Source organism: Vibrio profundum (assembly GCF_050337555.1).
GTDB lineage: Bacteria > Pseudomonadota > Gammaproteobacteria > Enterobacterales > Vibrionaceae > Vibrio > Vibrio profundum.
Window position 1 is genome coordinate 275,527 of the sequence record NZ_JAKJTA010000004.1, and the last position, 22,062, is coordinate 297,588.

Sequence of the window (22,062 nt, forward strand, 5' to 3'; positions counted from 1 at the left end):
TGATTTAGCATGATGAATTGACTCAACTTTCCCAACTATTCTGGTGCGAGTCACGTAAGGCGTGCCACGCCTCACAGAGTACCCTAAACTGATCGCTGTTGCCGCTGGAGCGATCTGGGTGCCACTTTAAGGCTAGCTTTCGCCATGTTTTCCTAATCAAAGCTGGGCTAGCATCGTGGGGAAGATCAAATAGACGCAAGGCTTGCGTTCGAGACATATCTCCATTGCTCACGCCGCCGATATGCTGGCGATATGTTGACCAAAATTCATCCAGTAGTCGCCGCACTTCACCATCTTGAGCTTCGTAATTTTGCCACTGTGTATAATATTGACGTAACGGGTCATGATGATCGATATTCCCGATAAAGTTGCATTCAATGCGACGCAACTCAATATCCATCGCTTCCACTTGCAACCATTGATCTGGATATAAGGTTTCTTGCAATTGAAACAAAGCATTCATGATCAAAAAATTACGTTTGAATAAATCTTTTTCCGGAGAGATATCGAGCGTTGGCATAAAGCCTACAGTGTTAAGGTGGGCAGCTAATGTATGGACTTTCCAACCCAGCGGTTTCTTGTGGAGAACATCGAGGATAGGCCAGAGAAGTGGATTTTCCATTTCGGCCTGAAAGGTTGTGCGCAGTTCTTGCTGTCCAGACATAACATCACATTCCATAGTGAATAAGCACTATTCAAAGCGATGCCGAGACGTTTGTCGAGTGGATCATGATTTGTCGTCACCGCGATATGATCTCACTAACAAAAACGCCGATGTAAACACCGGCGTTAAAAAAGCAATAGGTCTAAAAAAACGATAAACTTTAAAGGAGCGGCTTACAGCACCCCAAGCTCACGTAAACGCTCTTTTAGATATTCATCAGCAGTATAGCGCTCAGACAACACGACTTCCGGTTTCGGATGTAAGAACAGTGGCAGTGAAATGCGAGATTTCTCCTGACGTGCACCCGTTGGGTTAATCACTCGGTGTGTTGTGCTTGGGAAGTAACCACCCGATGCTTCTTGTAACATGTCACCAATATTGATGATCAGGTTACCGAAGTCACATGGAACATCAATCCATTCGTCTTGTGTGCCCTTTACTTGCAGCCCTGGTTCGTTTGAAGCAGGAAGAACCGTCAACAGGTTGATGTCTTCGTGTGCTGCAGCGCGGATAGCACCCGGTTCTTCTTCACCCGTCATTGGTGGGTAATGTAGAACGCGAAGCAAAGTTTGCTCACTGTCTGCAATCATTTGAGACAAAGCCATTGAAAACTTGTCTTGTACTTCCTTTGGTGCGTGTGCTTCTACCCAGCCTAATAGCTCTTCGGCAAACTTATTGGCGCGGCTATAATAGTCTAAGATTTCTTCTCTTAGCTCTTGCGGCATTTGGCCCCAAGGATAGATGTGGAAATACTCTTTGATGTCCTTAACAGTATGATCTTTTGCTACTTCAGAAACATCTGGTGGGAAATAACCATCTTGAGTATCAACATTAAACTGGAACTCTTTTTTGCGCTCAGAGCAAAAAAACTTGTGCCAGTTTGTATAAATTGACTCAACCAGCTCATGCGGGATTGGGTGGTTTTTCAAAACACCAAATCCAGTTTCATGGAGAGATTTTACAAATTGCTCAGCAGCATCATCTGCTAGGTAGTCGACAGTTTCCAGTTTCATAACATTACTTTTATGGTTATTAAGTGCAGCGTGGATTCTAAAAGTCGTATCAACTTAAATCAAATCTTTATGTAATAGTATGAACGACTAAATTCAGTATTGTGCACTATACGGTATTTTCAACACATTTTGTCGTTTAGAACTCTACCTACCTGAGCCATGTTCCTGCTCCAAATATTCTAATAGCACGAACCTCGTACGAGCCAATTCAAGTGCTTTAAAGAGTTAGAAGCTAGGTGATATATCAATGTTTTCAGAGGATAACCTTTGCTCATTTATCGGCTAGCGTGTTTTTTAGTGTATAATTTGTTACCAATATTCAACGAAATACGCATCGGTTAACCAATGAAGAAGAAACTCGCGCTTGTCGCTCTATGCTCACTGGCACTTTTTGGTTGTGATAACAACGAAGTTGGAGATGTCAGTCTTGGCTTATTCACCATGAAAGATATCAAACTCAATCACTTTCAAGATCCTGTCGTCACAGGTGTGACCTGCCACGTGGCTTCCATTGAAGCCAATCTCAGCTTCTCTGATCCAAGCGACAGCTCTATCTCATGCCGCCAGACCGGTGATATTACGCCGAAGATGATCGCCAAAATTGATAAATCTAAATCTGGAGAAGTGATCTTCAAACAATCGAAAAGCATCTTCTTTAAGAGTATGAAAATCCGTCGAATTTATGACCCATCGTCACAAACGTTAATGTACTTATCTTACTCAACGAAGGAAACATCAGGTAGCTTCAAGCACAGCTTATCTACTGTGCCACTGTGGGATACCAAAGCGTATGTGACCCCTGTAGAAAACAAAGATGATTGATAGCAACCTTTAGAGCTTAGGCTGTTTCGAAAATAGAAGCATTAGGGATAAAGGCACAAATGAAAGAAGCACCAATGTTAAGTGCCTCTTTCATGAATTAAAGCTCGTTATTTGGTTAGAAACTCTGGATATGTGCCTAGCAACTTTCGGTATTGAAATGGAGGCTAAGGCTTTTTGCCTTGTACGTGTTTTCGGCTCACGTCCACGATAGCAACATCTTTGAGGAAACTGCGCCCTAAAAGGATCGGAAATTGTAAATGGGTACGGTCAGTAAGGGTAAATTCGGTCTTGTCTTTTATCTTGCCAACTTCCACCCAAGAAACGACCACAGGCCGCTTTTCTTCTTGATCAGAATTCGCCTGACGTACCTTCACCCAACGTTCAACAGGTAAAGCAATTTCTTTACTGGTTGCCGCATCATGCTCAACATTAAACTTTACCCAATCGTGGCCATCACGTTCAAATGGTACAATGTTCACGGCGCTGATGGATGACGTCGTCGCTCCAGAATCCACGCGCGCTTCATACGCCCCCTCTAAACCCGGAATATAGACCCACTCCTGTGAGCCTAATATCACTTTCCCATCAGGAGTATGAGTCAACTTGTCACTGCTCTGTTTTTTTACGACAGGTTTGGTTGCTTTAGTTGGCTGAGTGACCTCAGCGGATTTGCTAACCGCAGTCACATTGCTTGCTTCAGCTGGCTTCGCTGCTGTATCCGTTTTGGTTGTGAGTGTATCTGAACTGGCGGACTGATTTACCGTGGAACAAGCAAACAGCCCGCTGGCTAGAGAGGTAACCAAGACCACTTTCCATGTGTTTTTCATACCCAATCCTTTTAAAATTTAATGGTTGGCAGTATCCGCGATTGCTTTAGCAACAAGCGGTAAATGTTGCTCAGATAAACCCGCGATATTAATTCGGCCGTCTCCAACACCATAAACGCCGTACTGCTCTCTTAGGTAAGACATTTGCTGCGCAGTAAAGCCGATAACGGAGAACATACCCTTATGCTTCTCGATAAAATCGAACTCACTGTTACCATGACTTAAGCGTAATTGCTCACACAAGCCACTGCGTAGTTGCACTAAACGTTGCTGCATTTCAGTGAGTTCATTGCGCCACGTTTGCGTTAGCCCAGAGTCGGTCAATACAGTTTTCACCAGTGCCGCACCGTGATCAGGTGGCATAGTATACGTTGAGCGTGCAAGGTTCAGCAGCTTTCCTTTCGCGTTTGCGGCCTCTTGGCTATTGCGCCCGACAACAATCGCGGCGCCTGTGCGCTCGCGATATAGGCCAAAGTTTTTAGAGCATGATGCTGTGATCAGCATTTCCTCAACATTATTGGCCATGTGTCGAAGTCCTGCGACGTCTTGATCTAAACCATCACCAAAACCTTGATAAGCCACATCGACAAACGGAATAAAGCCTTGCTTCTGAGCCAAAGTCGTTAGCTCTTGCCAAGCCGCAAAATCGATATCAGCGCCTGTCGGGTTATGACAGCAGCCATGCAGTAGCACGACATCTTTTGGTCCAGCTAGAGCGAGTTCTGCGAGCATTTTGTTCGTATCAACTTGCTTAGTTGTAGGATCGAAATAGCTGTATTCTCTCACTTTGAGTCCAGCAGCTTCCATCACAGGGCGATGGTTGACATAGCTTGGGTTAGAAATCCATACCGTTGTGTCCGGTTCAGCCACTCGCAATAGATCAGCCAACATTCTTAATGCACCGCTTGCGCCCGGCGTTTGAATCGCTGAACTTCTTTGTGTTGCACTTGAACTGCCAAGTAACAAGCCTGTCATACATTGATTAAATTCTTCACAACCTGCTAAGCCGACATAAGCTTTAGTGGTTTGCGTTTCAACCAAGCGCTGCTGAGCGATTTGGACCGCTTCCATAATCGGCGTTTCGCCAGCGCTGTTGCGATACACGCCAATTCCTAGATCGACTTTTTGCGCACGAGCATCATTGCGAAAAGCGACGGACAAAGACAAAATAGGATCGAGGGTCGGAGCAGATAATTTGGAGAACATGGAACAGAAGGCCCTTTTAAAACAACGAGTGACCAACAAATTAACACTAGTGTGTTTAAAGGCGAAGATAAATTTTCCGATTTATTGACTGCTACAGAATGTTTATCTTTTTGAGTTGAATTTATTTGGCCTAGACCAACCTTCATCCTGTAACGACTTTATAGAAAGATTAAAGCGTCACAAGAAGAAAGCTGGATCCACGCAATAAATGTTGGCTGCGTAGCGTTATTTAGTAAACGGCGCGAATGCTAAGCTTGCGTTAGTGCCACCAAAACCAAAAGAGTTTGATAGCGCCAGCGTCACTTGCTTCTTCTCTGGTTCACCGATTACATGAGAAACGCCAAGACACTTATCATCGAGTTTGTCAGCTTCTAAATTGCGCGTGTAAGGTAAGGTGCCGTGGTTCAAACTCAAGACCGTAATTAACCCTTCAAGCGCACCCGCCGCCCCTAGCAAATGGCCAGTCGATGACTTGGTGGAAGATACTGAAATATTACTGGCATGAGCACCGAATAAATTTCTCACCGCATTAATTTCGATGCTATCTGCAATAGTACCGGTTGCATGAGCATTGATGTAACCGACATCGGTCAATTCGCGACCCGACATCGCAATCGCTTTTTGCATCGCGCGTTTAGCGCCGTCACCTTCTGGGTGAGGGGCTGTTATCGAGCCTTGAGTTTTGCCATCGCCCGTACGTCCATAGCCCACGACCTCAGCATAGATAGTAGCGCCGCGTTTCAACGCTGAGTCTAGGCTTTCTAGCACCATACATGCGGAGCCTTCTCCCATCACAAAGCCTGCGCGATCGTCGCTAAATGGCCGAGATGCCTCGCCAACCAAATCGTTTTTGGTCGATAACGCAGTTTGGGCATTAAAGCTACCGATACCAACAGGTGTCACCGATGCTTCTGCGCCGCCTGCAAGCATAATGCTTGATTCACCGATCGCCACTGAGTTGAACGCATCTATGATGGAGTGTGCGCTCGCCGCACATGCCGTGCAATGAGAATTGTTTGGCCCTTGAAAGCCCCAGTGATTAGCAATATAACCTGCGGCAATATTAGGCAAGAACTGCAAATTTGAATAAGGCTTCTGTCTTTTACCATTGTCAGCAGCGATTGCTGAGGCCTCAAGGCTCTCAATTCCGCCAACGCCGGTAGCAAAGTTGACCCCAACTTGTTCAAGATCGGCGTCGTCCATCGCGTGAATATTCGCCATCTTCACGGCTTCACCTGCCGCGACAAATGCGTAACGTTGGTGACGATCAAGCTTCTTAAACAGCTTAACCACCTCACTTTTTTCCATTTCCGAAAATGGGTAAAGGCTTAAGAAATCTACATCATCTGGAATTTGTGACGCAAAACTTGTTTTACAGCCCTTTTGAGAATAGTCGAATCGTTCGATTGGCCTTTCCCCAGTTTTCCCAGCTAACAACGCCGTAAACGTTTCATCTGCTGAGTTCGCAAGGGGCGAAATGCAGCCATAACCTGTAATCACAACTCGATTCATTACTTTATTATCCATTAACAACAAAACCGTCAAGGTAACATAATATAACACTTTGAAACTAGAAAGTTTTGTTTGATTATTATTCTTGTAGTTACTAACATTGCCATCAATAAAGAATATAAAAAGAGACAGACCTCACGCTCTCTTTACCTAACTCCGTCACTATTAAGACTATCTATCAATGCCTAAAAAAATCATACTGAGTTTACTCATTGTCCTGCAACTCAGTTTACTCTCGACACCACTTTCCGCCAAAACCCTTAAAATCATGACATGGAATTTGGAGTGGCTCAGCAGCCATGGCGTAGCACAATTTCCCGCATCAGAGCGAAGAGCGAGTGATGTTCAAATACTCGCAAGATATTTTGCCGCCAATAAGCCAGATATATTAGCCTTTCAAGAAGTTAATGATTTGAAGGCCATTAAATCTATCGTCGGCTCAAACTATCGAATCTTCTTATCTGATCGGGCCAAACCCGACAACAAAAAGCATCAATTTAGTGATATCAACCAGTTCACTGGCTTCGCTATTCGAGAAGGAATTAAGGTTACAGACAAGCCGGATATCAAATTAGATAGGAACAAACGCAGCAAGCTTCGATTAGCAAGTTATTTACTGCTCAATGAGAAAGGCCATCGCCCTATACACCTGCTTTCCGTGCACCTAAAAGCGGGTTGTACTGGCAAATATCACAGCAACCATAGTTGTAAAGTTTTGAAGAAAGAAGCGAAGCATTTGAACCACTGGATTGCGAAGCGTCAACGTAGTCATGATCGTTACATCATCTTAGGTGATTTCAACCATCAGCTAGTGCACAAAAAAGATTGGCTTTGGAAAATAATCAGCAAGAACATTTCCCCACAACCGCAGAGACTGACTCTACATACCAAGTCGCGCTGTTTGGTTCGCTCTAAAAGGCACCCAAACAAAACTTATCATTATTACTCAATGATCGACCACATTATTGCTAGCCCAGATATACAAGCCAGTGAAGCTTCCCAACAGCTATTCCTTAAACCCGATGTGTTGCGCTATCAACTCAGCGATCACTGCCCATTGACAGCTAACATCCAATAGCTCCACTAACACTTCAACAGATAAAACGAAAAAAGCCCAATCAATGATGATTGGGCTTTATCAACGGTGTATTCGCTTATTTTTGAATAGGCAGAACTTGTTTGACGTATTCACCAGGAGCTGAACAAAGCACTGGGTGCTGCTCATTACCTTGTGAATATGGTTCAACCTTAGCTTTCGGGTTGAAACCACCAAGCCACTCATTCCAATGCGTCCACCAAGATCCTTCTTTGTGGTCTGCATTGCTGAGCCATTCATCAGCAGAATCGTCTAGGTTATCATTCAACCAGTAGCCGTATTTACCTTTAGCTGGGTGGTTAACGATACCTGCAATATGTCCCGACTCACCAAGAACAAAAGTCTTGTTGCCGCCAGTTTTTAATGCGCCACGATATGTGCCTTGCCATAGTGCAATGTGATCTTCTTTCGTCGATACAAAGTAGCTTGGCACTTTGATCTTATTCAGATCAATCCACACACCACCGATCTTGACACCTTTATCTTGAACAAGCTTGTTCTCAAGATAAAGTTGACGAAGAAGGAAGTTGTGCGTTGAAGCTGCTACATTTGTGCTATCGCTGTTCCAGTACAATAGATCGAAATCTACAGGACTGTTACCTTTCAAGTAGTTATCAACGTAGTAGTTCCAGTACAAGCTGTTCTCACGTAGCAAACTAAAGGTTACGCTTAGTGAGCGGCCATCCATATAGCCTTTCGCGTTGTTTTGCGCTTCAATTGCGTCGACTACGGTGTCATTGATGTAAGCACCAACTTCACCTGGTTGAGCAAAATCAAGTAGCGTAGTAAAGAAAGTCGCTGATTTAATACGCTTTTTCATGCGCTTAGCTGCGTAGTAAGCAACCGTTGAAGCGAGAACCGTACCACCAATACAGTAGCCAGCAGCATTTACTTGCTCTTGACCGGTGATATTTTCAATCGCATTGACCGCTTTCACCACACCTTCAGTAACATAGTCACCGAATTCAGTCTTCGCTTGCTGCTCGCCAGGGTTACGCCATGACATCATGAATACGCTATGACCCTGCTCCACCAACCAACGTACCATAGAATTCTTTTCACGAAGATCAAGAATATAGTACTTGTTGATAAATGGCGGCACGATCAACAACGGAGTTGCGTTCACTGTCTCAGTAAGTGGTTTATACTGAATCAGTTCAAACAATTCATTTTGGAATACAACATCACCCGCGGTATTAGCAACATTTTCACCAATACGGAACGCGTTGTTGTTGGTCATACGAACTTTAAGAATATCAGCGCTTGAGTCCAAGTCTTCTTTTAGCTTATCTAAACCTTCGAGTAAGTTTTCGCCGTTTTTCTCTAGCGTTAACTTGAGTAGCTCGGGGTTAGTTGCGATAAAGTTGCTTGGCGACATCGCATTGATTGTCTGGCGTGAAAAAAACGAAAGACGCTCTTTCGCTTTTTCGTCCAGACCGTCAATACCATTGATCGTTTCAAGGTATGATTTACTGAAAAGTAAGTATGACTGCTTAATAAAGCTGTAAAAGGCATCGTTTTTCCAGGCTTCATCGGAAAATCGTTTGTCACCTTTCTCTGGCTCTACAAAGCTCTTGCTATTGCCAGCAATTGCAATGTTCTGCCAAATTTGCAGCTGTTGCTCCCACCATTGGGTTTGCATTTGTAGCATAGCTGCTGGTTGGTTCGCTGCTTTCTCTAAGAGTTGTGCAGTGTCTTCAACGTTGAGCTCATGCATTGCTTTATTCAGGGGTGAGTTAACGGCTCCCTTGTTGTGTTCAAGATCTTGCCACCATTGCTGATTGGTTTCTTGTAGCTTAACAAGGTAGTCCGAAAAGAAGTGTTGAAACATTTTAGTACTCCTATACTCGGAAAAAATGCCGCCTATGATAGGCGGCAGGAGATACAGTGGTGTGCAGTGTTATGCAGGAGTCACTGTTTTAAGATTTTCCGTAGTTAGTTGTTCAACATCGTCTTTGAACTCTTTAGCGATGTTTTGGATCTTGTTGCTATCAGTTGTCATTTGTTGAGACAGTTTAGTCAGAGCAGAAAGCTGTTGACCGCTGAATGCAGTTAGAGAAGTCACGTCTTTGATTTCGCTTGCTGCTTTCATTTGAGTAAGACCCATTTCGCTATATGTACGGATAGCGTTTAGTTGAAGTTCAGTTAGTACTTCAACGTTTTTAGTTACAAGTTTGTTGAACTTGAAGTATGGTTCTAGAGTTTTTTCAGTTTGATCTGTGAATGTTTTGAAGAAATCAGTGTACATAATAAATGCTCCTAACGGATTGACGATAAAATACTTAAGAAAAATTATTTAATAGCTTTAACAACAACAGCTGTTCCCATACCGCCGCCGACACAAAGTGAAGCGACGCCATAGTTGCCGTTTTGCTTAGTTAATTCGTGAATAAGCGTAACCAAAATACGGTTACCAGATGCACCCAGAGGGTGACCTAGAGCGATAGCGCCGCCATTCACGTTTGCCTTGTCCAATATAGAAGAAGTAGACACGTTGTGCTCTTCAGCCAATTTGTGAACTACTCCTAGAGCTTGCGCCGCAAATGCTTCGTTTAGCTCATAAAGATCCATATCTTCGATAGACAATTCTGCTTTTTTCAGTGCGTTTGTCACTGAATCTACAGGACCTAGACCCATTACTTTTGGATCCAAACCAGTTTGTGCTTGGCTGATAATTTCAGCAACTGGTGTTAGGTTGTGTTCTTTTACTGCTGACTCTGAAGCCAGAATCAGTGCACTTGCGCCATCATTGATGCCAGATGCGTTGCCTGCTGTTACTGTACCTTCGCGGTCAAATGCAGGGCGTAGTTTCGCTAGGCCTTCTAATGTAGCGTTAGTTTTTGGATACTCATCGGTATCAAAAATAACAGTCTCACGACGCTGCTTAACTTCAACAGGAACAATTTCATCTTTGAACTTGCCTGCTTCAATTGCTGCAACCGCTTTTTGTTGGCTGCTCAGTGCGAATGCATCTTGCTCTGCACGAGTTAGAGACACTTCTTTCGCAATGTTTTCAGCTGTTACACCCATGTGGTAGCCGTTGTAAACGTCTGTTAGACCGTCTGCAACAAGCAAATCAACAAGGTTCATGTTACCCATTCTATGACCGTCACGAATCGTCGCTGGGGCAGTAAACGGAATTTGAGACATCACTTCAACGCCAGCTGCAACAACAACTTGTGCGTCACCGCTACGGATGTGAGATACAGCGTCCATAACAGACTTCATGCCACTGCCACAAACCATGTTCAGGCTGTATGCCGGTACTGATTCAGGAATACCTGCGAAGATAGACGCTTGACGACCAACACCCATGCCTTGACCAGCACTGATAACGTTACCAACGATAACTTCGTCGATGCACTCAGGTGAAACATTTGATGATTCCAGTGCGCCTTTAATCGCAACAGAAGCTAGTTTACCCGCAGAGATACCTTTTAGGCTGCCACCAAATGAACCAAGTGGTGTACGTTTTGCAGCTACAACAAATACTTTTTCCATCATTTTTCTCTCATTAGTGCATGTGTAAGCCGCCGTTAACGGACAGCGTAGAACCTGTGATATAAGCACCAGCATCGCTTGCTAGGAAGCTAACTGACTCAGCGATCTCTTGCGGTGTAGCGAGACGCTTCATTGGGATTTGGCTCTTAATTGCTTCAAGTACTTCTGGTTTCATTTGCTCAACCATTGGAGTGCCTGTGTAACCTGGAGCAACAACATTAACTGTTACGCCGCTCTTAGCACCTTCAAAAGCAAGAGCTTTAGAGAAACCAATCATGCCCGCTTTTGCAGCTGAGTAGTTAGTTTGACCAAATTGTCCTTTCTGACCATTCACTGAAGAAATGTTGATGATACGACCGTTGCCTTTTTCACACATTGCACCAAATAGAGGCTGAGTAACGTTGAATAGGCTGTTTAGGTTCGTGTCGATTACATCGCGCCATGCTTGTGCTGTCATTTTTTTGAATTGACCGTCACGAGTAATACCTGCGTTGTTTACTAGTACGTCAATCGTTCCTTCTTCTTGAACGAGAGTACATAGACGCTCAGCACATTCTTCTGCGTTAGTAACGTCCAATTCAAATAGACGTACTTGGTCTTCTTTGAAGCCTTTCTCAGCAAACCATTCAGCCGCTGACTCATGCTTGCCCGTAGAGTAAGTTGCGATGACGCGGAAGCCATCGTTAACGAGTTGAGAAGAGATAGCAGAACCAATTCCACCTTTCGATCCAGTAATCAAAGCGACTTTTTTCATTTGAGAGACTCCATATAACAGCTGAAAAAACAAAAGCGATAATTTTATTATTCACCCTTGTTGAATGGTGTTCTCTATTCCCAGGAACACCAACTAACAATAAATTTCTTTGTTCTTGGTTTTTATTTCCAAGCTCTTTTCTGGTTGTATAAACTAAACAATCCCTATTACATTTCAAATGTTATTTTAAAAAACCTCGATAAAATTGAGCAAGATCTCATAAACGCTGAAATGTTATGGTAATGTTAACTACAATAAGTCTTTGATTTTTATGAATTTAAAAAATAAAAGGTTTAGCCGTAATCATATAACATGTTGATTTTTAACAGTTAAATATCACTGAAATAAAATTACATAGATATAAAATAGATTTCCAAAAGATTTCTATAAGTGAAGGTAATGTATTATTTCCGTGAAGTTACTAGCAACACAGCTAAAATCAACCTTACCATGAACACCCAACAAAATCAGGAGGTTATAAGCGCACCAGCTCATTAAAGTGACAGTTGATCTGGTAATGGGTAGGGTTTTATTTACAAGAGAGTGAAAAGTGAACTTATATGATGCTAGAACGGCCAACATGAGTTGTGGTTGTTAGATCACCAAAAAGGTGATTAATCAACCAGAAATTAGATAATATACTTTCTTAACATTGAAACAGACATAATATTTCCCATGGGGAATACATTATTATTGTTTTTATCACTTAATCTATATTTAGTCGTTATTTCTATCAATAGATAATGTATATCGAATGTTTTTTGAAACGACTCAGTTATTATTAAGTATTCTAATAATATAATTCAACTTCTAGGATCTTTACTTGCCAACGTTAAGTAGAGTTATCATACAAGAACAAGATTAGTGGGTGCTTGAAGGAACAGTAGAGGAAAAGGAGTATGTGGCAGTTCAGCCGGTTCAGAGTCACTCTTCTGATATCAACGCCTACGTAAAGTCACGAGGCTTCAAATCTCAGTGAGTGACTGAGTGCTGCTTCGGTTTCTGAAACAGCACTTTAACGTTATTAGCGAGTAGGCTTTTTCTTCCCGCGGCCAGCATGGATGTTGAATTGCTTTTTCATCATTTTCTTTTCAGTAGAACGACTCTTTCTTCGGCTACTTGGGGCCTCTTCATCAACCCTCTCTTCGCCGGGCTCATAACCAGGCAACCAGACTTGAGGCAAGCGACGATTTAATAACTTTTCTACCTGAGCAAGAATGTACTCCTCATGCTTGCTCATTAAAGAAACGGCATGTCCTGCATGTCCTGCTCGCCCAGAACGACCGATGCGATGAATGTAATCTTCGGCCTGATATGGCATATCAAAATTAACCACATACTCCAGTTGATTAATATCGATGCCACGTGCTGCCACATCGGTGGCGACTAGCGCCCTCACACTCCGATCTTTGAAATCATCCAGTGCTTTTTGCCTAGCACCTTGGCTTTTATCTCCATGAATCGAGCTAGACTTAATTCCGTCGAGCTTTAGCTCCTTCGCAAGCAGGTCCGCTCCCTGTTTAGTTTTCACAAAAATCAAAACTTGCTGCCAATTTCCCGAGCCAATCAAATACGAAATCAGCTCCCTTTTGCGATGCCTATCAACAGGGTAAACCACTTCTTCAATTGTTTGCACCACAGTATTCTCTGGCGTCACTTGAATCTCTTTAGGTTCGACTGTGATAGAATGGGCCAATGTTTTCACTGCTGACGAAAACGTTGCAGAAAAGAGCAAAGTTTGCCTCTTGTCGGGAGTTCGCTTTAAAATCCGTTGAATATCAGGCTTGAACCCCATATCCAACATCCGGTCGGCTTCGTCGAGTACGAGTGTTTCTAAATAATCAAGCCTGACATGCTTACAAAAAACGTGATCCAGTAACCGCCCCGGCGTCGCAACAACGATATCAACGCCTTGCTTTAGCAATCTCGTTTGTTGACTGATACTGGTACCACCATACACCGCGACAATTTTTAGCGACGAAAATTGCGCGTATTGAATTAGATTATCGAATACTTGCTTCGCTAACTCTCGCGTTGGAACCAACACTAGCCCTCTCGCTGCGGAAGAGATTTCAGAAGCCTTAGGCTGGCTGTGCAGCATCTGAATCATCGGCAGACCATACGCGGCCGTTTTTCCGGTACCCGTTTGCGCACCAGCTAATACATCATTACCATTTAAAACATAGGGAATGGCTTGGTTCTGGATCTCCGTCGGAGAGCGGTAGCCAAGCTCACTAAGTAAATCTGTAAGGTCGTCCACCAACCCTAATTTTTTAAAACACTGAGACATAGTTCATTCTAAACAACAAAATCAGTGCCAGATTGTATCAAATTAGCGACGCTTTCGCTGCTTGCAATATATCGGGATAAAATTCATCAAAGACTTGTTGAAGCTTTTTGTCATGAGATTCAAGCCACATATAACAGTCTTTTAAGGGTGACAATTTTTCTCGGCGGGAAGCGATCCGCGATAAAACAGACTCTAACTGTTCAAGATGACGATAACTTTCAATCCATTGTTCTTCCCACATTTTACTTACGACTTGTCGGTATCGACTCGGCAAGTTCTCGTGGGAGCTTGGCAACGTTTTTACTTGCGCTCGCTGGCAAAATTCATGCAGTGATTCGCTATGATAATCAGGCCACTTATTGACTAGGCAGTAGTCCCAGTAAACATCTAATGCGATCAATGAAAAACGGGTCAGTTCTGGAGGGAAAAAACGCTTAGCTTGCTTTACGTATGGATGGGTGTCGGTATGAGAGTCAACAAATCGATGTAATTTAATACCTTCTATAAGTGATTCATCTTCAAACTGTTTACTCGGATCGCCTTTAATAAAGTCGCCAAGTAAATTGCCAAGCAAACTTGAACCACAGTAATCAGCGATATGTAGATGGGCTAGGTAGTTCACGTTTTAAACAGAGGGTTAGTAAAGATAGGGATAAGTGTAGACCTTGTGACTCAATTCCCCCTAGCTTTTAGTCTTCGTCTTCTTAAAGCCTTTTAATCTTCTTCGTCTGAAAAAGATTCTATAAGATATTCGTAGTGAGACAGATCCAAGCCGATTTCCATTGCATCAAGTAATTCTAGATGAAACTCATTTTGTTTTTGTTCGCCCATTGTTACCTCCATGGGGGTGACGCACGACTTGCGTCCATCGTATATGACACAGTAGAGCGCAGAATTTAACGTTTTATCGTATTTTTACCTCCGACTACAACAGCTTTCGCTCATAATTATGCTTCATTTCTCATTATTCGCTATTTGACTCGTATTCACTGGTATAACACACCGAACGCTGTTAACAATATTGCAACATCAAGCTCGGGAGCTTGACAAATCCAAACTCAAAACGGAGTGTAAACTTAAATTTACATGCATGTTTAAAAAATAGTACGAACCTCTTGTGTTTTACTGCGTTTTTCTGCAAAATCTCCGACTAATACGCTATTTGGTGTCCTAGATCACCTTTACTAGCTGTCTACCACCCACAAATGTAAAAGTTATTATACACATGGAAAAATCAAAAGTATTTGGCAGCACCCTTATTATCGCAGGTACCACAATTGGTGCCGGTATGCTCGCACTACCCCTTGCCTCGGCTGGAATGGGGTTCTCGACTTCTATTGCGATCATCGTATCCTTGTGGGCATTGATGTCTTTTACTGCATTATTAATGCTTGAACTTCATCAATACGCTGACAGCTCGGCAACGCTGCACACGCTCGCAACTCAAATCCTAGGTAATAAAGGGAAATGGATCGCAAGTTTCTCCGTGTTATTTTTATTCTACTCCCTGTGCGCAGCGTATATCGCCGGGGGCGGAGCGCAGTTTGGGGATAGATTACATCAATGGTTGAATCTAGACATCAGCCATTCTACCGCAACCATTTTATTCACCTTAGTCGTTGCCCTCGTCGTGACTATCGGCACCAGCACAGTCGATAAGGTCAATCGCATCCTGTTCCTAATTAAAGTGGTGACGATGGCAATCGTACTGACATTTCTCGCTCCCAACATATCTGAACCTTATCTATTGAGTATGCCTTTACAGCAAGGTTTAGTCGTCGCAGCTATTCCAGTTATTTTTACATCATTTGGCTTTCATGGCAGTATTCCAGCGATTGTGAATTACTTGGACGGTGACACTCGTTCGATAAAAAAAGCGATTATTTTTGGGTCATCCATCCCGCTTATCGTCTATATCTGTTGGCAGGTTGTCACTCTTGGCGTTATCAATCAAAGTGAGCTCGCAGCGAATTCAGGTCTAGGATCTCTCATTGCTGCACTTGCGAAAACGGTTCATCATTCGAGCCTTGGGCAAGCGGTTAGTATCTTTGCCGATCTCGCTCTCCTCACCTCTTTCCTCGGTGTAAGTCTTGGTTTGTTTGAATACTTAGGGGATGCGCTAAAAGATAAAAAAGGCTGCTCCAACCGAACGGTTGCTTCAGTGATCACATTTTTACCACCGCTATGTTTCGCTCTTTTCTACCCTAAAGGCTTCATGATGGCTCTTGGTTACGCGGCGATTGCATTGGCGATTTTGGCGATTTTCTTACCGACTGCAATGGTCTATAAAGTACGTCAATCGAAACAAGCTGTCGGACAATACCGAGTGCGTGGTGGTAAAGCGATGCTAAGTTTTACGGCGATGTTTGGTGTGTTGATTGTGGGCGTACAGATACTGATTGCCTTTGGAGAACTTCCTTCATTAGGATAAACGACTCTTTTGTAAGGGGCGGAGTAGCGCCCCTTCGACTCACCATGAGAAACGGCAAGCTATAGCGCATGGTGAGTCAGCCAATCAGCCAATCAGCCAATCAGCCAATATTTTAGGACGCTGACTGGGCCCTTTACATACATTACTATCAATACCTCCACTCTCAAATGAGGTTAGAATAGGTTTTCCGCACTAAAACTTTTATTCCTCAGGTTATTAGCCTACGACTTCCCCCCGACTACCCGACTTACAGCTATACTAATCAAATGATTAAAGTGATCGGTAAACTATGAGTCAGGCTCACGAACCGGAAAAAGCCAATAAGCCCGTGTCAGAAAGCGGTGAACACTTTGGACAAAATGCCACAGTGCCTAATCCGACGGCTACCCAGAGTACGGTCGAAGGAAAAATGGGCCGTCGGATCGTGTTAATTATGATCTTACTGAGTGGCGCAATCACTTTATTAACAACACTGGTACAACTCTACTGGGACTACGAGCAGAAGTTTAATAGTGTTGGTCAACGTCATGAAGAAATAGAAAGTATCCATGCTTCTTCTTTAGCGTCTTCGCTCTGGAACTTTGACCTCGTATTACTGCAAGAGCGACTAGATGGGCTGGTTAATCTGCCTTCCGTCGACTATCTGCAAATTAACTCGGGCAGTTACGAGTTTAAAGCAGGTACACGCGCCAAGCTTGATTACGTTGCTGATACCTATCCGCTCATTTATTTCAATGCCGATAATGAAAGCAATGAGAGCATTGGCACTCTTTACATTGAAACCAATACTCAAGAAATTTACGCCTATTTAGTCCAACAGTTCATGGTGACTTTAGGGCTAAATACGGTAAAAACGGCGCTCGTCTGCTATCTCATTTTAGTCATTTTTAATATCAGTATAAATCAACGCATCTCTGCCATCGCCAAATTTCTTGGACGCTATAATCCTGCAAAACCGGGAGCTCCTCTCAAGCTTAGCCATCCCAAGCTGATCACTGAGAAGTATGACGAGTTGTACTGGCTCGCTGATAAAACCAATGAAATCACTCAGAATGTCACCAACCTATATGACGGAATAAAATACGAAAAAAGCCGCTTATCGGATTTTACTGAGGTCTCTTCTGACTGGTTATGGGAAACCAATGAACGAAACCATTTCATCTATTGCTCCGAATCAATGGCTGGAGCTTTACAAATCGATCCCGAACACAGCCCACATATTCGCTCGGTGCCAATCCTTGCTCAAGCACACTCTCTCATGCAAGCACTCGCAAGACGCAACCATTTCTCCATGTGTGAAGAAACCTTAGAAATTAATGGTGTTCGTCACTATTTCTTATTCCAAGGCAAGCCTCAACACATCGACGATAAGTTCATTGGATTTCGTGGAACAACGATAGATATTACCGAATTGAAGCTGACTCAGCTCCAACTAGAAGAGCTCAACCAAAACTTAGAACGCACCGTGGCTGTACGGACACTGGATCTCAAGCAAAGTAAAGGACAACTACAATCAGCGCAAGACCAACTCATCGAATCTGAGAAACTCGCGGCACTCGGTGGGCTCGTAGCAGGTGTTGCCCATGAAGTTAATACACCTCTTGGGATCTCGGTTACTGCAACCTCTGTAGTAAAAGATGCCGTCAACGATCTCAATAATGCTTTCGAATCCAAAACATTAACTACTGCTCAATTCGAAGACATGATGGAGACACTCAATGAAGGCGTCACCATGCTAGAACATAACTTGAGCCGCGCAGCCAAGTTGGTGCGCGATTTCAAACAAACAGCTGTAGACCAAGTCTCAGAAGCCCGTAGCGAATTCAACCTTAAGCATGTTCTTGAGGCCCTGATCGCCAGTTTACACCCAGAAACAAGACATGTACCCGTGACTCCTGAAATCACTGGCGAGGAATCGCTAATAATGAATAGCTTACCGGGTGTCGTCACACAAATTATCACTAACCTCGTTCTCAACAGCGTCATTCATGCTTTCGAAGAGCAAACAGAACCTGCCCAAATAGCCATAGATTTTCATTGTGAAAACAATAACGTTATTCTTGAATACCGAGACAATGGCGCGGGCATCAACTCCTCTTTACATCAAAAAATATTTGAACCCTTTTTTACCAGTAAAAGAGGTAAAGGTGGATCGGGGTTGGGCCTGAATTTAGTCTTCAACCTAGTCAGCCAGAAGTTAGGTGGCCAACTTGCGTTTGAATCTGAAGCGGGGAAAGGCGTTCACTTTACGATAACTCTGCCGAAAGAACTGGATATGAATAACATTCCAGAAGAATAGTCCTGCAAGACAACTTCTCTATATTATTTTGCCGAGCCTTTAAATTCATTCAACGAAATCAGAAAGGATGCTTTCATTAACAGTATCGGAGCATTAACGGTATTGGAGCGAAGCAGGCAGGCACAGGTTATACTTTTAGAAAGTTTGGATTATGAGCAATTTGGATTGCAAGCAAACAGCGTAACGAAATCGACGCTGTTACGCTCACTTTGGGTGCAAGGTTGCGATACGCAACCTTAAAATAGTGGATTATCCCTAGTCAGGCATTGAATCACGTATAGCAATAAACTCATCCCAGTGTTCCACTATCAAATCAACTAACTCAGGTTCGAAATGTTTGCCTTTTTGTGCCACGATTTCCTGCATAATCTCATCATCTGGCCACGCCTCCTTATAGCAGCGTATGGAACCAAGGGCATCAAACACATCCGCAAGTGCCGTAACCCGACCTGATATTGGAATATCCTTGCCCGAGAGTTTATCTGGATAACCAGTACCATCCCACTTCTCGTGGTGTGAGCCCGCGATTTCTTTACCAACCAAAATGAGTTTACGCTTAGATTTACTAAGGATTTCAACCCCAAACTCTACGTGCTTTTGCATAAAGGTCCACTCTTCCGCCGTTAGCTTGCCAGGTTTATGCAATATACTGTCGGGAATTGCTACCTTCCCAACATCATGTAGTGGTGAGGCCGATTTAATTAAATTCACTTCCGCTTCTGGTAAACCATAAAGCTCCGCGAGTCTTTCGCTATAAAGAGATACTCGCTCAACATGCGCTCCAGTCTCTTTGCTACGAGCTTCAACCGCATTTGCCAAGTTATAGACCAGTTCTCGAGATGTTTCCTTAGCATCAATTATGAGATTCAAGTTTTCAAAGGTTAGTGCGATGTTGTGCATATATATTTCTAGTAGTTGAGTTTGCAACTCTGTCACTGGTTTCTCGATACTTAAATACAAAACATTGTCCAGCCCCCACTCGTCACTCATAAACAAGACATACGCATCGCCGTAATTATTATTTTCTTTGCTCGCCAATACTTCTTGGCATCGTTTTGAGACCAAATCGGGCAACATTTCATATGAGCATTTGGGATAAAAGTTGACATAACCACCGGTCGCCGAGAGAGTCAGGGCTCGGCTTTCTTCTCCTTCAGGCCGTGGCTTAACGACTCCGTAAAATGCAGATGCAGAGATTCCAAGCGCATTCACTTGGCTCAATACACTGCTGGCATAATTTTGTAAGGAAACAGAATTCTGAACGTAAGCAGAGGCTTTGATAACCTGACTAAGTCCTTGCTTCTGATCCTCAATCATACAGAGATCTCTGTATGCTCGAAGCATTGAATAAAGCAAAGTTTTTAGTTTTTGAACCGTCAGTTCTGTTTTTTCTTTGTAGTCATCAATTTCATAATTCTGAATGACCATATCTTCAGGCGCTTGTCCTGCTTGGCCGGTACGAAGAACCAAACGGACCCGATGATCGTTCAGCTCTTCTCGAATATACTTAATTAAATCCAGCCCAGCATGCTCCGTCTCCATAACTACATCAACTAAAGCCAGCGCGATATCATCGTGTTCACAAATAATCTTACGTGCTTCTTGCCCCGATAGTGCACACAATAACTTTAACTTACGCCCTTGGAACTGAAATCCACCCAGTGCGAGTCGAGTAACTTGATGGACTTGCTCATCATCGTCAACAATCAGCACTTTCCACGGCTGTTCTGACTTCTCATGAGGTTGACTGGCACTGCGGCTCTGGTTTGCCTCTCTGTGGTCGGCAAATAAGTCCATTAGGCCTCCTAGGCGGTCTGGTAGAATGAGATCCTTACTAAAAGGTTTAGCACACTAAACGACTCATAGATAAATAAAACTGGCACGTTTAGGTTAAAAGTTGCCCTCCATCGCCTTTTACTTCTGTTAGATTTAACAACCACCGATTGTTCTTCAAATTGTAGCGTACACCCTCGCGTAAATATCACCGCATATCACACCGAAAAAAAATATGAGGGTGAATTCCACAATTCCCCCTTTTCTCTAAGTACTCGAAAGTTTGTCTACCAATGAAATCAAATTTTACAGTGTAAAATTTCACATCGCTGACTTGACGCCCTCCGAGATAGGAATAGTATAAGATTCGTTAATTCAAAGGTTTAATCGAGCCCCCCTATTCTGTTGACCATCTTTACTAAGGAGAGCCACTTATGGCACTGCATGACAAAGAAACAGTACGAGACAACCTATTTGATGATGTCTATTCATCTAAAGACTTATCCGTTGTATTACCCAAATACCGAATTCCTGAAAGCGAGCAACTAGCAAACCATGCTTATCAAGTCATCCACGATGAACTTATGATGGATGGTAACTCACGACAAAACCTCGCCACCTTTTGCCAGACATGGCTTGAAGACGAAGTACATAAGCTAATGGACGAAGCTGTCGACGTTAACATGGTGGACAAAGATGAATATCCCCAGACGGCTGAAATTGAATCTCGCTGTGTTCACATGTTAGCGGATTTGTGGCATTCCCCCGAAGCAGACAACCCTATGGGCTGTTCAACAACAGGCTCGAGCGAAGCGGCAATGTTAGGTGGGATGGCTTTAAAATGGGCATGGCGTGAAAAAATGCGTCGGGCAGGAAAGCCTACTGACAAGCCCAATTTAATCTGTGGTCCAGTTCAAGTGTGTTGGCATAAATTTGCTCGTTATTGGGATATTGAGCTTAGAGAAATTCCAATGCAAGGTGACAGGCTCATTATGACGCCAGAAGAAGTCATTAAACGGTGCGATGAAAATACGATTGGCGTAGTGCCGACGCTAGGTGTGACTTTTACCTGTCAATATGAACCCGTTAAGGCCGTCCATCAAGCCTTAGATGAACTGGAGCAACGCACTGGTCTAGATATACCTATGCACATTGATGCCGCGAGCGGTGGTTTTATTGCGCCTTTCTGCCAACCAGATTTAGAGTGGGATTTTCGTCTGCCGAGAGTGAAGTCAATCAACGCATCTGGTCATAAGTTTGGGCTAGCCCCACTCGGCGTCGGCTGGGTACTTTGGCGAGACAAAGCGTCACTACACAAAGATCTGATTTTTGACGTCAATTACCTTGGCGGCAATATGCCAACCTTCGCGCTCAATTTTTCTCGCCCAGGAGGACAGGTTGTCGCGCAATATTACAACTTCTTACGCCTAGGACGTGAAGGCTACCGTAAAATTCATTCTGCTTGCTACGACATCGCTCGATACTTAGCTAAAGAAATCGAGAACATGGGCATGTTCGATATCATTTATGATGGAGACAACGGTATCCCTGGACTGAGCTGGTGCATGAAGCCAGACGTCGATGCAGGGTTCAATCTTTACGACTTATCGGATCGTATACGTTCCCGAGGATGGCAAATCGCCGCTTATTCAATGCCAGCCGATCGCGAAGACCTAGTAATTATGCGAATTTTGGTTCGACATGGGTTCAGCCGAGATCAAAGCGACATATTGATTGCTGACTTAAAACGGTGCGTCGATTTCTTCGAGCGACACCCTATTGCTCATGGAAGTGGGGAAGGTGACTCTGCTGGGTTTAACCATGGTTAACGAGGTTTAGCGCTGCTGCCCGTCAATTAACGAAAATCGCCGCAC

17 protein-coding genes are annotated in these 22,062 nt (G+C 43.6%); 5 read left to right on the top strand and 12 right to left on the bottom strand.

Going from position 1 to position 22,062, the window contains the following annotated elements:
• Positions 1-22: 22 nt before the first annotated feature.
• Positions 23-664, bottom strand: a complete 642-nt coding sequence (locus L4C34_RS03860) for a DNA-J related domain-containing protein (RefSeq protein WP_428788031.1) — start codon at positions 662-664, stop codon at positions 23-25.
• A 173-nt stretch (positions 665-837) separates the two neighbouring features.
• A complete protein-coding gene (locus L4C34_RS03865; protein WP_428788032.1) occupies positions 838-1,677 on the bottom strand; it encodes an isopenicillin N synthase family dioxygenase in 840 nt (279 codons plus the stop codon).
• Between the two features lie 345 nt (positions 1,678-2,022).
• On the opposite strand from L4C34_RS03865, the gene L4C34_RS03870 reads away from it, so the two are divergent.
• Complete coding sequence (locus L4C34_RS03870; protein ID WP_428788033.1) at positions 2,023-2,499, top strand: CreA family protein; 477 nt, start codon at positions 2,023-2,025, stop codon at positions 2,497-2,499.
• 164 nt (positions 2,500-2,663) lie between these two features.
• Here the strand turns inward: L4C34_RS03870 and L4C34_RS03875 are convergent, their stop codons facing one another.
• The 3 genes from L4C34_RS03875 to L4C34_RS03885 form a co-directional block, all read right to left on the bottom strand.
• Positions 2,664-3,326 carry an ATP-dependent zinc protease family protein gene (locus tag L4C34_RS03875; protein WP_428788034.1) on the bottom strand — a complete coding sequence of 221 codons (663 nt, stop codon included), beginning with the start codon at positions 3,324-3,326 and terminating at the stop codon, positions 2,664-2,666.
• 18 nt (positions 3,327-3,344) lie between these two features.
• The gene (locus tag L4C34_RS03880; protein ID WP_428788035.1) at positions 3,345-4,532 is read right to left on the bottom strand and encodes an amino acid aminotransferase; all 1,188 of its coding nucleotides are present in this window, start codon (positions 4,530-4,532) and stop codon (positions 3,345-3,347) included.
• A 225-nt stretch (positions 4,533-4,757) separates the two neighbouring features.
• Positions 4,758-6,059: a beta-ketoacyl-[acyl-carrier-protein] synthase family protein gene (locus tag L4C34_RS03885; RefSeq protein ID WP_428788036.1), complete on the bottom strand. Its 1,302-nt coding sequence runs from the start codon at positions 6,057-6,059 to the stop codon at positions 4,758-4,760.
• Between the two features lie 166 nt (positions 6,060-6,225).
• Between L4C34_RS03885 and L4C34_RS03890 the strand changes: the two genes are divergently transcribed.
• On the top strand, positions 6,226-7,122 hold the full coding sequence (locus L4C34_RS03890) for an endonuclease/exonuclease/phosphatase family protein (RefSeq protein WP_428788037.1): 897 nt from the start codon (positions 6,226-6,228) through the stop codon (positions 7,120-7,122).
• Positions 7,123-7,198: 76 nt separating this feature from the next.
• On the opposite strand, the gene phaC is transcribed toward L4C34_RS03890, so the two are convergent.
• From phaC to L4C34_RS03920, 6 genes are all read right to left on the bottom strand, one after another.
• Positions 7,199-8,971, bottom strand: a complete 1,773-nt coding sequence (gene phaC / locus L4C34_RS03895; RefSeq protein ID WP_428788038.1) for a class I poly(R)-hydroxyalkanoic acid synthase — start codon at positions 8,969-8,971, stop codon at positions 7,199-7,201.
• Between the two features lie 69 nt (positions 8,972-9,040).
• Complete coding sequence (locus L4C34_RS03900) at positions 9,041-9,388, bottom strand: phasin family protein (protein ID WP_428788039.1); 348 nt, start codon at positions 9,386-9,388, stop codon at positions 9,041-9,043.
• A gap of 44 nt (positions 9,389-9,432) precedes the next feature.
• Positions 9,433-10,641, bottom strand: coding sequence for an acetyl-CoA C-acetyltransferase (locus L4C34_RS03905; RefSeq protein ID WP_428788133.1), 1,209 nt, complete (start codon positions 10,639-10,641; stop codon positions 9,433-9,435).
• Between the two features lie 13 nt (positions 10,642-10,654).
• Entirely contained in the window at positions 10,655-11,395 is a 741-nt protein-coding gene (locus L4C34_RS03910) for an SDR family oxidoreductase (protein WP_428788040.1), read from the bottom strand.
• Between the two features lie 1,024 nt (positions 11,396-12,419).
• Positions 12,420-13,685: a DEAD/DEAH box helicase gene (locus L4C34_RS03915; RefSeq protein ID WP_428788041.1), complete on the bottom strand. Its 1,266-nt coding sequence runs from the start codon at positions 13,683-13,685 to the stop codon at positions 12,420-12,422.
• 37 nt (positions 13,686-13,722) lie between these two features.
• Positions 13,723-14,307, bottom strand: a complete 585-nt coding sequence (locus L4C34_RS03920; RefSeq protein WP_428788042.1) for an acyl carrier protein phosphodiesterase — start codon at positions 14,305-14,307, stop codon at positions 13,723-13,725.
• 603 nt (positions 14,308-14,910) lie between these two features.
• Here L4C34_RS03920 and L4C34_RS03925 point away from each other — a divergent pair.
• Positions 14,911-16,116, top strand: coding sequence for an aromatic amino acid transport family protein (locus L4C34_RS03925; RefSeq protein ID WP_428788043.1), 1,206 nt, complete (start codon positions 14,911-14,913; stop codon positions 16,114-16,116).
• Positions 16,117-16,525: 409 nt separating this feature from the next.
• Positions 16,526-18,415, top strand: a complete 1,890-nt coding sequence (locus L4C34_RS03930) for a sensor histidine kinase (protein WP_428788134.1) — start codon at positions 16,526-16,528, stop codon at positions 18,413-18,415.
• 255 nt (positions 18,416-18,670) lie between these two features.
• Here the strand turns inward: L4C34_RS03930 and L4C34_RS03935 are convergent, their stop codons facing one another.
• Complete coding sequence (locus L4C34_RS03935) at positions 18,671-20,212, bottom strand: DUF3369 domain-containing protein (protein ID WP_428788044.1); 1,542 nt, start codon at positions 20,210-20,212, stop codon at positions 18,671-18,673.
• A 410-nt stretch (positions 20,213-20,622) separates the two neighbouring features.
• On the opposite strand from L4C34_RS03935, the gene gad reads away from it, so the two are divergent.
• Positions 20,623-22,017 carry a glutamate decarboxylase gene (gene gad, locus L4C34_RS03940; protein WP_428788045.1) on the top strand — a complete coding sequence of 465 codons (1,395 nt, stop codon included), beginning with the start codon at positions 20,623-20,625 and terminating at the stop codon, positions 22,015-22,017.
• Positions 22,018-22,062: the final 45 nt, after the last annotated feature.

Coding starts and splice junctions, on each gene's coding strand:
- L4C34_RS03930 (WP_428788134.1), top strand. CDS start 16,526: ATGGGCCGTCGGATCGTGTTAATTATGATCTTACTGAGTGGCGCAATC.
- L4C34_RS03875 (WP_428788034.1), bottom strand. CDS start 3,326: ATGAAAAACACATGGAAAGTGGTCTTGGTTACCTCTCTAGCCAGCGGG.
- gad (WP_428788045.1), top strand. CDS start 20,623: ATGGCACTGCATGACAAAGAAACAGTACGAGACAACCTATTTGATGAT.
- L4C34_RS03880 (WP_428788035.1), bottom strand. CDS start 4,532: ATGTTCTCCAAATTATCTGCTCCGACCCTCGATCCTATTTTGTCTTTG.
- L4C34_RS03925 (WP_428788043.1), top strand. CDS start 14,911: ATGGAAAAATCAAAAGTATTTGGCAGCACCCTTATTATCGCAGGTACC.
- L4C34_RS03900 (WP_428788039.1), bottom strand. CDS start 9,388: ATGTACACTGATTTCTTCAAAACATTCACAGATCAAACTGAAAAAACT.
- phaC (WP_428788038.1), bottom strand. CDS start 8,971: ATGTTTCAACACTTCTTTTCGGACTACCTTGTTAAGCTACAAGAAACC.
- L4C34_RS03870 (WP_428788033.1), top strand. CDS start 2,023: ATGAAGAAGAAACTCGCGCTTGTCGCTCTATGCTCACTGGCACTTTTT.
- L4C34_RS03905 (WP_428788133.1), bottom strand. CDS start 10,641: ATGGAAAAAGTATTTGTTGTAGCTGCAAAACGTACACCACTTGGTTCA.
- L4C34_RS03865 (WP_428788032.1), bottom strand. CDS start 1,677: ATGAAACTGGAAACTGTCGACTACCTAGCAGATGATGCTGCTGAGCAA.
- L4C34_RS03915 (WP_428788041.1), bottom strand. CDS start 13,685: ATGTCTCAGTGTTTTAAAAAATTAGGGTTGGTGGACGACCTTACAGAT.
- L4C34_RS03910 (WP_428788040.1), bottom strand. CDS start 11,395: ATGAAAAAAGTCGCTTTGATTACTGGATCGAAAGGTGGAATTGGTTCT.
- L4C34_RS03885 (WP_428788036.1), bottom strand. CDS start 6,059: ATGGATAATAAAGTAATGAATCGAGTTGTGATTACAGGTTATGGCTGC.
- L4C34_RS03935 (WP_428788044.1), bottom strand. CDS start 20,212: ATGGACTTATTTGCCGACCACAGAGAGGCAAACCAGAGCCGCAGTGCC.
- L4C34_RS03860 (WP_428788031.1), bottom strand. CDS start 664: ATGTCTGGACAGCAAGAACTGCGCACAACCTTTCAGGCCGAAATGGAA.
- L4C34_RS03890 (WP_428788037.1), top strand. CDS start 6,226: ATGCCTAAAAAAATCATACTGAGTTTACTCATTGTCCTGCAACTCAGT.